General features: G+C 42.8%; 14 protein-coding genes. 2 read left to right on the top strand and 12 right to left on the bottom strand.

Annotation, left to right across the window (positions count from 1 at the left end; translation table 11 throughout):
- Positions 1-131 precede the first annotated feature (131 nt).
- From DEG18_01320 to DEG18_01290, 7 genes are all read right to left on the bottom strand, one after another.
- The gene (locus tag DEG18_01320) at positions 132-680 is read right to left on the bottom strand and encodes a hypothetical protein (GenBank protein ID HBX58237.1); all 549 of its coding nucleotides are present in this window, start codon (positions 678-680) and stop codon (positions 132-134) included.
- Positions 681-727: 47 nt separating this feature from the next.
- On the bottom strand, positions 728-2,455 hold the full coding sequence (locus tag DEG18_01315) for a hypothetical protein (GenBank protein HBX58236.1): 1,728 nt from the start codon (positions 2,453-2,455) through the stop codon (positions 728-730).
- A gap of 99 nt (positions 2,456-2,554) precedes the next feature.
- The gene (locus DEG18_01310) at positions 2,555-2,878 is read right to left on the bottom strand and encodes a nucleotide pyrophosphohydrolase (protein HBX58235.1); all 324 of its coding nucleotides are present in this window, start codon (positions 2,876-2,878) and stop codon (positions 2,555-2,557) included.
- Positions 2,879-5,161 (bottom strand): hypothetical protein, encoded by a 2,283-nt coding sequence (locus tag DEG18_01305; GenBank protein HBX58234.1) that lies wholly within the window; start codon positions 5,159-5,161, stop codon positions 2,879-2,881.
- 56 nt (positions 5,162-5,217) lie between these two features.
- Complete coding sequence (locus DEG18_01300) at positions 5,218-5,919, bottom strand: DNA alkylation repair protein (protein HBX58233.1); 702 nt, start codon at positions 5,917-5,919, stop codon at positions 5,218-5,220.
- A gap of 63 nt (positions 5,920-5,982) precedes the next feature.
- A complete protein-coding gene (locus tag DEG18_01295; GenBank protein ID HBX58232.1) occupies positions 5,983-6,636 on the bottom strand; it encodes a hypothetical protein in 654 nt (217 codons plus the stop codon).
- Positions 6,637-6,704: 68 nt separating this feature from the next.
- Positions 6,705-6,992, bottom strand: a complete 288-nt coding sequence (locus DEG18_01290; protein HBX58231.1) for a hypothetical protein — start codon at positions 6,990-6,992, stop codon at positions 6,705-6,707.
- A 106-nt stretch (positions 6,993-7,098) separates the two neighbouring features.
- On the opposite strand from DEG18_01290, the gene trpS reads away from it, so the two are divergent.
- Complete coding sequence (gene trpS, locus DEG18_01285) at positions 7,099-8,097, top strand: tryptophan--tRNA ligase (GenBank protein HBX58230.1); 999 nt, start codon at positions 7,099-7,101, stop codon at positions 8,095-8,097.
- A 28-nt stretch (positions 8,098-8,125) separates the two neighbouring features.
- Here trpS and DEG18_01280 read toward each other — a convergent pair whose 3' ends face one another.
- A complete protein-coding gene (locus DEG18_01280) occupies positions 8,126-8,635 on the bottom strand; it encodes a hypothetical protein (GenBank protein ID HBX58229.1) in 510 nt (169 codons plus the stop codon).
- 130 nt (positions 8,636-8,765) lie between these two features.
- On the opposite strand from DEG18_01280, the gene DEG18_01275 reads away from it, so the two are divergent.
- Entirely contained in the window at positions 8,766-9,017 is a 252-nt protein-coding gene (locus tag DEG18_01275) for a hypothetical protein (protein ID HBX58228.1), read from the top strand.
- A 39-nt stretch (positions 9,018-9,056) separates the two neighbouring features.
- Here the strand turns inward: DEG18_01275 and DEG18_01270 are convergent, their stop codons facing one another.
- From DEG18_01270 to DEG18_01255, 4 genes are all read right to left on the bottom strand, one after another.
- Positions 9,057-9,641: a hypothetical protein gene (locus tag DEG18_01270; protein ID HBX58227.1), complete on the bottom strand. Its 585-nt coding sequence runs from the start codon at positions 9,639-9,641 to the stop codon at positions 9,057-9,059.
- 122 nt (positions 9,642-9,763) lie between these two features.
- Entirely contained in the window at positions 9,764-11,086 is a 1,323-nt protein-coding gene (locus tag DEG18_01265; protein ID HBX58226.1) for a hypothetical protein, read from the bottom strand.
- 148 nt (positions 11,087-11,234) lie between these two features.
- Positions 11,235-11,750 carry a hypothetical protein gene (locus DEG18_01260; protein HBX58225.1) on the bottom strand — a complete coding sequence of 172 codons (516 nt, stop codon included), beginning with the start codon at positions 11,748-11,750 and terminating at the stop codon, positions 11,235-11,237.
- Between the two features lie 191 nt (positions 11,751-11,941).
- Positions 11,942-12,223 (bottom strand): hypothetical protein, encoded by a 282-nt coding sequence (locus DEG18_01255; GenBank protein HBX58224.1) that lies wholly within the window; start codon positions 12,221-12,223, stop codon positions 11,942-11,944.
- Between the last annotated feature and the right edge of the window lie 104 nt (positions 12,224-12,327).

Raw genomic sequence — 12,327 nt, 5'->3', positions numbered from 1 at the left:
AAGGATACTACCAGGCCCTCTACCGTGGCATAAGGTCATACTTCTATTACACTCCTCCAATAGTTACGGTCGAATCTGGCTCTTTACCAAATCCCAGCCCTCAATAAATTAAAAACCGGCGTCAGCCGGTTTTATTTTTCGAAGATAACTCTCGCTTTATTTCGACCTATTAGATTCACCAATCCTTCTACGTCGACATTGCGCATTCTTATGCAGCCCCTCGAAATCGAAGTACCGATAGATTTCTCATCATTCGTACCGTGAATCGCAACAGCGCTAGGCATCACACCGGGCTTGATAAAATCTAGCCTGATAATTGCCCGACCCATAGCATTTCTTGGATCACCAAACTCTAATACTTTGGGCAGGGCTATGCCCCTTCTTTTAAGATAATACTCTCTAGTCAACTCTGTTGGATACCAGCGCGGATTCATTTCGAAATTTCTTATCAACGCCTCTACTGGTAGGTTCTTGGGCATAACCGCTGGCGTGGCTATATCGAAGTTGGCAATTATGATATCGCCATCATATACATCCAGCCTAAACTCCGACAACTTTATTCTAATAGAAAGACTACTTTCTTGAGCTAACGTGACCTCGCCCAGAGATAACGCCAGAAAGAACATAATACCAACAGTCATGTTCCTCATATAAATCGCCTCTTTTGAAGATGCTGGCATAATTATAATAGATTGTGAACAAAATAAAACCGGCACTAGCGTGCCGGTCAGGACATTTGAATCCGTAAACGACGAGCAACGAAGCCGCTTAGGTGGGCTTCGTCCACTTTACCAAGTTCATTCTTGAGGGTATCAAATTCTTTCGGAGTCACAATAATAATCTCTTTCGGAATATGATATCTATTCACGGCTATATCTGCAAGTCGAGTCTTTATTCTTTCAGTAACGCCGCTATCTTTTGGGTGATCGTCCTTGAAGGCGATTACCGCCGCAATAGCTTCACCAGACTTTTTGTCAGGGATAGTCGCTAGTGCTACGCCATATATGCCGTCTAATGCTTGTATATACCTCTCAACGTCGCAGTGATATATGTTCTCGGCGTTTATGGTGGCCATGTGCTTCTGTCGGCCGGCGAAGAAAAGCTGACCATTTAATACGTAGCCCAGGTCACCAGTCTTCAGCCAAATCTCGTCATCAATAGTTGCTAGAGCTCCCGCCGTTTCGCTATCGTTATCCCAATAGCCCTTCATAACCTGAGGACCATTGACCCAAATGATGCCGACTCCACCATCATTAATCTCCTTATCGTCAAAATCTATGATCTTCACCTTAGTGCCTGGGACTAGGGTACCTATCATGCTTCCACGCGTATTGTTTGGCTGTATACTTCCTGGCAAGCAAACCGAAACAGCCGGAGATGCTTCTGATAGACCATAGGCACGAAGGATCTTGACCTTAGTAAAACGTTGGAAATCTTGAACAATAGATTCATCAATAGGCCCAGCACCGCTAATGCACAGCCTAAGAGATGCCAACATATGAGCTAGATCGAACTTATTATTTAAGGCGGCCACATCTTTGAAGACTCTGTTTATGCTCGGGAAAATTGTAATCCTGTGCGACTTAATTCTTTTAACGATATCTTTAGGATTTATAGTTGGAATGATTACCAACGGAGATTTCAGACCGATGAGACAAGCATTGATGCAGACGGCTAGCCCATAGATATGAAAGAACGGTAGCGTTCCCAGCATAACTTCTTGACCTTCTTTGACGAAAGGACTAATTATCTCCATCATTTGCCACATATTCGATAGAATATTTCTGTAAGTAAGAACTGCGCCCTTCTGTAATCCGGTAGTTCCTCCCGTATACTGGATGATTGCGACATCGTCGGGGTTAAAATTGACCTGAGGATATTTATGGTTACCTTCAACGATATCGGTGAAGGTTTCGTAAATTCCAGAGATATTAGCTCGCCGATTATTTTTCCATGCAATAAGTCTAGCAGCTGGCCGTAAGGCCGCAGGGATTCCGTCAATAACATCGACGACGACTATGGTCATCGGCCAGTTCGGCTTTATCTTCATTAAAACTGGATACAGAAAATCGGCTACAAAAATTAAACTTGGCCTAGAGTCCATTATTTGATGGACTATCTTTTCCGTGGGCATTATTTCATTAACGCTCTGCCGAGCCTCAAGACGCTCCTTGATTGTAATAAAATTGATAGGCACAACCGTTCTCCCGGCCGATAATGTCGCCAGGTAAGCTATCACAAACTGTGGACAGTTGGGCAACATAATGGCCACTCGGGAACCAACCTTAGTCGCATCGGAAACATAAGCAGCAACATTACCCACGGACCAGCCTAGTCGTCGAAAGCTCATAGCATCGCCAGAAAAATATATACCGATATTCAGATCCTTTTCCTGGACCACCTCGCCAAGAAGATCAGCCACGGGCCTAATGTTTGATTCGTTAAGATAACGCATGGCAAGCTCCTACTTGTAAATGATCTGGGGAGAATATAGAACAATTGGAGAGAATAGTAAAACGCCGCCCCGCTAAGCGGGGCGGCGTTTTACTCGCTATTATTTGCTCTTTTTCTCGAAATATTTCTGTTTTAAATATTCCATGTTAATCAGAAACTCTTTCTCAATATCAACTCCCAACTCATCTGATATTACCAGGACAGACCAAAGACAATCGGCTAGTTCATGTTCTATCTTCTTGAGAATCTCCTTGCTCGGTCGCCTTGAATAACTACCCAAAAATTTAACCAGATCACCGACATCGCCAACGAAAACATCAGAATAATCTTTAACTTTAAAAACAGGCCTACCCTTCTTTCGATTCAGTTCGGCATAAGCTGATTTTATCTCCTTAGTTATTTTAGACAGTTTTTTTATATCCATTTAGTTAATCCTTAGATGATTCGACAATTTTACATAAATCTCTCTAGCGTCAGCCATGTTGAAAGAGGTTCCATCTGTTTTATAGTCCATGGTTAAGTAGCCGACCTTCCTGGCCTCGGCCAAGTCTGGGATTAAGTCTCGTATCTCTCTATCGATATCGGCGACTCTATCCGTATTTTCATCCAGTACCGAAACCGATAGCCGCTTTTTGGTCGGATTAAATTGAATCATGATTCTGAAACCGGAGAGCATGCCAAATTCAAACGGGTACTCATCGGTTTCGTATAGAGCAAAGATGCCAGATGACTCAACTGGATTTGTGTCTAAACTCTTTTTATAAATATCAATTGATTCTAAATCGGAACGAAGGATTAACTCTAGTCCCCTATCAAGTTGCTTATCATACGTCAACTTTCTGAGTGGCGCCATTGTCGTATCACCTCCGGCCTCAAATTGACCATAGAATGACTTCCATGATGTCTCGTAAAATTCACGATCTAAATGTGAAAACCATATCGGGCCGTACTTGTGGGCCGTTAAGATAGCCTTCTTATTCCTTTCTAAGATCAGCGGTAACTCTTTGCCCATTAGAATCATGGTCATCACTAAAGTCCCCATATCTTGGGTTCCTTCATCTAGTAATCTCTGTTCAACGTATCCGACCATATCTTCTTTTGTTAATTGCTCACCATTCAGAAGCAATTCCGGCGCTATGTTCTTTCCTAGCGATTCAGTAATGAATTTTTCCAAATGAGCATATCTCATCCCTCCCTCTATATCCACGAATTTACCATCAAGTTGCAGCTGAAAGAGCTTTTTCAAAACTTGACCCATCTCTGGACCCGGCTTAAGGCCCAACTCAATTAACATCTTGCCAGATATAATTGATTGAGGCTTTGATTCTTTAATGGCAAGCTCATCGGCTTTCTCAAGTATTTCAGGACCGAGGAAAGGATACCTACTAAGCCCCATCAAATCGGCTTCAGTTAATAATACCGCCTCCTTTATAGTCGCTGGAGACAATTTATCGGCCAAGCGTCGCACGCCATGATCTGTCACTTCTCTCGTCATTAACGGCTTCATGTGATTCTTAACTAATGCGGCCACTCTCGTTATCAGATCTTTTGGAATATTGAAATTGCTTAGCAGGCTTTTGGTAGGCTCAACACCGGCATCATCGTGGTCATGAGATATAATACGACCATTTTCATCAGTCGTCGTTTTCTCTGGTTTTCCCAAGTCGTGACATAAGGCGGCCAGCATTAAAGTCTTAGCAGCCACCTGATCCAGGCCTTCTCTTCTACATATTTCAGATGCAGTATCTAATACTATTTTCACATGATTCCATACGTCGCCCTCAGGGTGATACTCAGGATTCTGCGGCACACCAACTAACGCGGCTAATTCGGGGTGCAATTTTTCAATGACTCCCAGCCATCTCATGGCCTCAAGTCCGATACTGGGCCTATCGGATTTTAATAATAATTTTATCCATTCCTCTCCGACTCTTTCCTTGGGCAATTGCTCTACGCTCATATCCCTACAAATTTTTACGGTTTCGAGGTCGATACCAAAACCAAATCTTCCAGCGAATTGCGCCGCCCTCAATACCCTAAGCGGATCATCGGCAAAAGTCTTGGGGTCAACAATCTTGATAGTTTTTTCTTTTATATCCTCTACCCCACCATAATAATCAATTACTTCGCCAGTCAACGGATTAAGCAGCATGGCGTTTATTGTAAAGTCTCGCCTGCGCGCGGCATCTACCATTAACATATTTGGATCCCCCTCAACATCAAAACCTCTGTGCCCATCCCCAGTTTTTGAATCGCGCCTAGGGATAGCTATATCTAATTCTCCTATTTTCAAAACTCCGAACGACTGACCAACTTTATTCACTACGCCAAGATTGGAGAGCTCAGATTCAAGTACGGCCAATTCAACACCATATATTTCTAAGTCGATATCTTTCGATGGTCTACCCATCCCCAGCTTAGCCATAACCGCATCGCGGGCATAGCCGCCGGCCACCATAGCCACGCCGCCCAGCTCCTTAACTCTTTCAGACACTTTTATTGCCAATAGCAGGGCCTCCTTCTTCTCCTGGTTATCTTCTCTAGCGGCTAGAGTATGAAAAGAATCGCAATTTTCCATTTGCGCTCTGGCCATTATTTTTTCTAACTCAGCCTTCTTCTGAGCATCCGCCAGTAAATCAAAAAGTTCCCGCTTACGTAGATCTTCCGGTTTTACCGGATCATATTTTTCGAGATTTCTTCTCTCCACTCTCTAATTCTACACTACTTTAATGCCCTATCAAAAATCCCAAGAGAAAGCCCTGGCTATCTAGCCAAATATTTTATCCTCAACTTCTCTGGAAACTTCTCAATGGCATAGCGCAGCATCGTTCTTGGCATTTGCTTATAGTGTTTTTTTAAAAATAGTTCTTCGGTCGACCTCGATCTATTCCCAACTTCGCGTAGCATCCAACCCACGGCCTTATGAATAAGATCGTGATCATCGCCTAATAAAATCCTAGCTATCTTTAGGGTTTCTGAGAATTTATTTTTTCTAATAAAAGAATAAGTAGAGATTATAGAAATTCGTCGATCCCATAAGTTCTCGGAAATAGCTAGCCTATGTAAGGCTTTTTTATTTCTACCCAACAGATAATCTCCGACAATTTTAGGAGCCGACAGATCTACTAGATCCCAATTATTGATAGATCGACGGTTCGAAATATAAAATTTACATATCGTATGCTTGCCAGAATTATCAGCCAATCCGTAGGCATTAACCAAAATCAACAAGGCTAGAAGCCTTTCTTCATGAATTTTAGAATGTAGCAGTCTCTCTATGCTGGGCAGACTAAGTCCCTCGCTGGCCACGGCGATTTTTCTTATTTCCGGCACAGTAACACCCAGAAATAAATCACCATAACCATATTCACCCTTAGCTGTCTTGAAAAACCCTTGCAATATTTTTGCCTTAATCGGGTCCGCTTTGACCCTTAATCGTTTTTTCGCATCGTTCAGGCTAGGCATGAGATTTACATTATATTATCAAACTTACGATTTGAGCAACTAAAATCCGCCAGAATAGGCGGGTTAACTATTGGAGCCAAACACTTCATTTAGCGTATACGGACGAGGCTTGCCCGATCTAGTCTTACTTATATATATTACCTTTATCAGTCTCTGCAGATTCTTCTTCTTAAGTGCTGTCACGAGATCATCTTTAAACATTCGGCTGTTCATCAACGATTTTATATTACCGTAATCAGCTATCGAACAAGCTAACAATTTGTGATTGATCTCTTGTCTAAATTCGTTACTATACGCCCTACAAGTCACATAGTAATTACCGTATCGCTCTGCTTTAGATATTTCTATTGGGCTCCGCTCGATCATCTGCATAGCTGCGCGCATAGCTTCATCGGTTATTCTAAATCTAAACCGAGGTCCAAGGATTGTAATCACCTCATGATTGATCCTATCTTGAACGGCCACCAAGTGGAACCGGTCATCTATGCTATAAAAAAGGCGATGCTCTTTCTTGGTTCCATCTTCGTAACCCACTGGCACGTAAAGGCCAGTATCTAATATTCTAATCATCTCTGGAATGGTTATTATCGACGATCTTTCCCAGGCTCTTCGTAAGCCATGATCGGAAAAGAAAGTCTTTATCCCCAAAGTGCCACCTATTCCCTGGTCAAGACTAATCACGGCGCTTCGTGTCGAAGCGTTCATGGTCACACCCATCCGTTCCGTCTGTTAATGATCTACTACCCTTATATCAGAACGTCGTGGACGTGTAAATAAAACCGGCATTAGCCGGTTGCCCACTCTCTCTTAACCAAAATTCTATTCTCGCATGCGGCACAATCATAAGCATCATGCGCTGGCCTATGTTCGGCAAATTTTGCTATTTCACCACAGCAATCGCAAATGACCTCTCCTCGCTCGAAAGCCAGTCGCCTAGTAACCAAGCGGAGATCGGCTGGACTTATAGTCACGCCACCAATTACAAGATTCTTGTTTAAGTGCGGGATACACCCAATGTATTCATCGTCTTGATATATCGTCACCGTTCTGCCAGTTTTATCAAAACGGATCATGATGACACCTTGCAAGGAGATCTAAATCAATATTATCACAATTTTTAACTTCCTAATATTTTATACATAGACCCGACAAGTATTTAGTGGTAACATTTAACGTATTATGAGTAAACCAGAATATAAAGTAGATATATTTACAGGAATCAGGCCAACAGGTAATTTAACAGTTGCAAACTATCTAGGTGCCGTTAAACCTATCGTTAAGCTCCAATCTCAAGGCTACAGACCTCTAGTTTTTGTCGCCGATATACATGCCCTCACCGACAATGAACCAGCACTTGTTAAGAAATACACCAATGAGGTAGTAGCCGATTATATCGCTCTAGGCTTAGACCCAGACACAACTACTATATACATACAGTCGGCCATTGCAAATCAAGTCAGCTCATTAACTCTGATTCTCTCGAGATTAATATCAGTGGCAGAATTATTAAGAGTGCCCACGCTTAAGGAGAAACTAAAAAGCACTCTCCAACCAGAAAATGCCAATGCCCTACTCTTGCTATACCCCGTGCTTATGGCCGCGGACATTTTAATAAATCGAGCTAAAGAAATTCCTGTCGGCGAAGATCAATTGTCACACATAGAAGTCACTAGAGAACTCGCCCGTAGATTCAATAAAAACTACGGCGAAGTATTTTCCTTACCCAAAGCTCATCAAGTCGAATCACTTAGGATCTTATCCCTCAAGGGAGACGGGAAAATGAGTAAAACTTCGCCAGAAACAGCAATATTTTTAACCGACTCACCAGACGAAGTAATCCAGAAAATTAAAAAAGCCGAAACGGCTTTTGAAGGTCAAATGAGCAATGCCCTTAAAAATCATATATTCTTGGCAAAAGAGCTATCTTCCGATGAGAACGAGCACAAAAAAATAGATATTATTATTGGACGTCATTTAAAAGGCGAGAAAGTCATGGGTGAATTCAAAGACGCCTTCTCTGATATTGTAAATTCTTTTCTAGCCACATTCCAGACAAATAGAAAGAAGATAACCGAGAATCCGGATTATATAGAAAGTATTTTAGAGAAAGGGAATGCTATCGCCAGGTCAAATGCCGACGAGACCATGGCCGTGGTTAATGCCACCATGTACAAGTAATTAAAAGAGCCACATAGTGGCTCTACCCTTATAGGTTATACTCTGTTAGTAGCCAATCGGATATCATCCCACCGCACCTAGAAACAAAATCCTCTTTTTGTTCCAATGTCATCGGGCGGAAGCCGCATACTACTCCGCGACAATTAGAGCTTCCGCACTTGCACTCAAATGGTGGATGCTCTTCTTCGGTCATGGCATAATCCCAAGTGACTTCTTCTCCGGCTTTTATTCTTTTCATTGAAACTACTTTGAACAAATCGACTATACCGCAATTTGGGTTACAAGAATGAGCTATGTATCTGGCGATACCATCGACTCGCCCATCTCGCCACCAATGCTTCCTAAACTGTATAGCATGTCTGCCAGAAAAAAAATCATCCACTGGTAACGATGCGGCATTTTCTGACCATCTAATTTCGGCAAGAAATTCCCCTATAACTTCACCGGGCTCGATATCTTCAATGGCAAAGACACCAAATCCATATATAGGCGTAGGTCGTCTTTCGACTTTGCGGCTATCCATAACTACTCCTAGCATTGTTAAGTGTCTATGTAAAAAAGTACCATAACTACAGCCCTCGTCAATAAACGCGAACTCAGCACAGTCAATTTACATACTCGAAAATAAGATATAAAGTATAGGCAGAACATTCACATCGGAGGAGTACATGAGAATCTATCATGGTGGCGAGCTTGCTAAGCGAAGCTACTATCTTAACGTAAAAAAATGGGAACTTATTCCTCTTGAAGATGGTTCTATCATCGAAGGAGAACCCAAGCAGATCTTTTTTAGACTCAGCCTCATTGAGACGTTATTTTCTGCACCTTTGCTAGGCGCCGTATACGTAATATTCCTACCCATTGCCGGATTCGTAGTTCTTGCAAAAGTATTATGTACGAGAATGAGAAAATGGCTATAACACCCTTTCGGGTGTTTTTTATTCCGTATATAAGCTAAATTATTTTTTATAGACCACTACTCGGTTTTTGCCATTTTTCTTAGCTTCGTACATGGCATCGTCCGCACTATCGAGCATCTCCGAAACACTTTTCTCATTATCGTGCTCTTTCACGCCGAAACTGGCACTTAAATTGATCGAGTGCCCCTCTTCTGTTTTTATGACGCATCGTTCAATCGCAACTCGCAATTTCTCAGCAACATGCCTAGCTAGTTCAGCGCTTGCACCCAACAAGCCGACGACAAACTCCTCTCCTCCCCACCTACCAAACACGTCACCACCGCGTAACTGTTCGGCAAGTACACTAGATACGGTCTTCAATGCAATATCACCGATTGCGTGGCCATATGTATCATTAATTTTCTTAAAATCATCCAGATCAATAAATATAACCGCATACGGAATCTGATTATGCGTTCTCCTTTCGACTAATGTATCGCCAAGAGAAATACTTTTAAATTGCTCCTCGGCCTCTTTTGAGAACCCCCTCCGATTTAATATGCCAGTCAGCTCATCGTGATAGACCAGCTTAGTTAGACGCTTAAGCTCTTCTTCTAGGGCTTCGATTTTGTCTTCGATTTTCACGTAAAGATATTAATCTATATAACTAATTTACCAGTAATTATCGTTATTTCCAAATAATATTAAGACAAACAAAAATACCACCTCGGTGGTATTTTTGTTTGTCTTAATTAGTCATGGCAAGCCTATCTACTCCCACCATAGCTACATTGCTTAGCAACGCCGAATATCGGATCTCCGAATACGGCGTTAGTACAGGTGACACCGCCAGATAAAGTTCTATAATAATAAACCCCATTCGCTCCGTACCTAACTAACTGAGTTCCATAAAAATTACAATAACCATTCTCAGCGGCACAATATGTCCAGTTATTCTGAGCTCCCAATACGCTACCAGAGCCAACGGTCACAGATATTGCCGCACAGCTACGGGCCGACGAACAGACAACGATAGCACTAGATCCATTGGTCAAACCGGTTATCGTCAAGGCTCCTCCGCTCAAGCTAGATTGCACTACGCTCGTATTAGAATTATAAGCAACATTGTAATTAGTAGTATCCCCTCCATAGACTGACACATTCATAACTTGTCCAATCGATAGAACTGGATTCACCTGGCTGAAAGATACGGATGAGTAATTGTTGTTATTCCCATATCCAACTGATACGTATAAGACTGCGCACTGGCCACCACTCTGGCAGACAGTGATATTATCACTACCGTAGCTAACACCATAAACGGTCATAATATTCCCGCTTATCGTGGCAGTGGCAATATTAGGATTAGAGTTACTCGATATATAATAGCTTCCGCTACCATAAATGCTTATCGTGGCACTGCTTCCAGAATTAATAGAAACGCTATTTTGTCCCAATGACACCTGGCTATTATAACCAGTACCACTGGTATTTATGTTTATGTAAAGATTGGCACAGCTAGTCGTGCTTCCCGAAGAACAAATTCTGAGCGTATCTGAGCCCGTATTCTGCCCCACAAGAGTAAGCGTATTCCCGCTTATTGAAGCCTGATACAAATTTGGCGAACCAGGGTACATACTATAAGGCGCAGATCCGCCAGAGACTGTCACGTTAGTAGATTGCCCGATAGTTAAAGAGATGCTCGTCTGACTGACAGATGGCGTCCCGCCATAATTATAGCCATATGAATATGGCCAATTAGCACTTGAAGATTGCTGATTATTAACTACGACGTAAACCGAACTTCCAGAATTTATATTGTATGTCGATTTATTAATAGTAGTCGATAGATAGCCACTGTAATTGGTCGATCCAATATATTGAGATTGGACACTGTAGTAGCCTGATTGCTGATAATACAAAACCACGCTTGAATTAGCATCACCATACACACTTATTTGAACCGAGTCGCCGCTACCAGTCGGATTGATTGATAATGTTGGCACCGAAGCGCTGGCGATTAACGAATTACTAAAGATTCCTCCTGTAATAACGACCAAGATTAATAGGAATACTGCTGTGTTTTTCATGTTTTTGTTTAATTTATATAGCCATAGACTACACTAATAGCCCACATTTTACAATACGTGTCCATAAATGAGCCTAAAAAGTAAAAATCCCATGGTAGACGGAGCTCGAAGCTTCGTCTACCATGGGATTGAATAGACCCCGCGCTGACTAGTTGCGGGCCTTGGATCCAGGCACCAAGATCTGAGGCGTGTCGCCCACAGACGCACGCACAACCTTGAAGTCGACGCCCATGGCATTCAGTGTCTGGCGCAAACCGTCGAGTTTCGGTTCGCTCTTCCTCGCCACCAACTCGAAGCCGATGCAAACGAGCAGCTCTCCCTTGTCGTTGGCGTCCGGGAATTCGATCTTCACCAGACCCCAGAAGAGATCCTTGACGAACTTCAGCTCCGCCTCGGCGGCGCGGACCTTCGCGTGGAACTCCTTGTGTTCCGACGTGTGTTCGTGGGGCTCAAGGCCCTCGTCGGCGTCACACAGGTGGATACCCTCCCTGACCATCGCCTTGATCTGGTCGTACTTGCGCCCGATGAGGACACCGAGCCTCTTCAGCCCATCCGGCAAGACACCGATGACCACGTCATCGAAATTCTTGCCGCTATTCGGCTCATCATCGGACCCGATGATGAGAGCCTCGGCTTCGGCCATCAACCGTTTTAGTCTTTCCATAATTCCTCCACTACTTTTTAGGCATCTGGCCTCTGGTAGTAGTCACCCAAGTTGCTTACGAACCAACACGAATCACGGCCGCATTATACCACGTTATTTCTATATTACAAGCGGCTCGCAATGAAATAAAAAATCTGGCCATAAACTGCGACATACTACCAGTTAAACATAAAACCACCTAGGCAAGGTGGTTAGCGAGCAGAATAGGTGATGGCAAGATAAACAGTAAGAGTGAGGACAATAGCCATAAGCAATGAGAACAATATGGCTCGAGCGATAAGTTTTTTATGATTATCGCAACTCTCCCTACAAGGCTCACACGTAATGTTCGCAAACATGCGCAATATTAGATTCGCCGCCGAACTATATCTCTTTTGAGCAAAACACTTAATCGTCATATATAGATACGCGACTACTAAGCAAACTAGGAATGTGATCACCATGAAAGGTGCTAAGGCCATGCCAGTCTCCATGCCAATTATCTAGATATATCCTAATACTATCACGAGAAGAATCAATAAGGCTCACCTAAACATAAAAGCCGTCATATCCGACGGCTCCACTAATCTTGTATAGA

The sequence above is a fragment of the Candidatus Yanofskybacteria bacterium genome, from assembly GCA_003514055.1.
In the GTDB taxonomy this organism is placed as follows: domain Bacteria; phylum Patescibacteriota; class Minisyncoccia; order 2-02-FULL-40-12; family GWA2-44-9; genus UBA12115.
Note: the sequence above shows the minus strand (reverse complement) of the source record. Positions and strands in the feature narration are given on the sequence as shown.

Coding starts and splice junctions, on each gene's coding strand:
- DEG18_01275 (HBX58228.1), top strand. CDS start 8,766: ATGAGAATCTATCATGGTGGCGAGCTTGCTAAGCGAAGCTACTATCTT.
- DEG18_01310 (HBX58235.1), bottom strand. CDS start 2,878: ATGGATATAAAAAAACTGTCTAAAATAACTAAGGAGATAAAATCAGCT.
- DEG18_01320 (HBX58237.1), bottom strand. CDS start 680: ATGCCAGCATCTTCAAAAGAGGCGATTTATATGAGGAACATGACTGTT.
- DEG18_01315 (HBX58236.1), bottom strand. CDS start 2,455: ATGCGTTATCTTAACGAATCAAACATTAGGCCCGTGGCTGATCTTCTT.
- DEG18_01255 (HBX58224.1), bottom strand. CDS start 12,223: ATGGAGACTGGCATGGCCTTAGCACCTTTCATGGTGATCACATTCCTA.
- DEG18_01290 (HBX58231.1), bottom strand. CDS start 6,992: ATGATCCGTTTTGATAAAACTGGCAGAACGGTGACGATATATCAAGAC.
- DEG18_01300 (HBX58233.1), bottom strand. CDS start 5,919: ATGCCTAGCCTGAACGATGCGAAAAAACGATTAAGGGTCAAAGCGGAC.
- DEG18_01280 (HBX58229.1), bottom strand. CDS start 8,635: ATGCTAGGAGTAGTTATGGATAGCCGCAAAGTCGAAAGACGACCTACG.
- DEG18_01295 (HBX58232.1), bottom strand. CDS start 6,636: ATGGGTGTGACCATGAACGCTTCGACACGAAGCGCCGTGATTAGTCTT.
- DEG18_01260 (HBX58225.1), bottom strand. CDS start 11,750: ATGGAAAGACTAAAACGGTTGATGGCCGAAGCCGAGGCTCTCATCATC.
- trpS (HBX58230.1), top strand. CDS start 7,099: ATGAGTAAACCAGAATATAAAGTAGATATATTTACAGGAATCAGGCCA.
- DEG18_01265 (HBX58226.1), bottom strand. CDS start 11,086: ATGAAAAACACAGCAGTATTCCTATTAATCTTGGTCGTTATTACAGGA.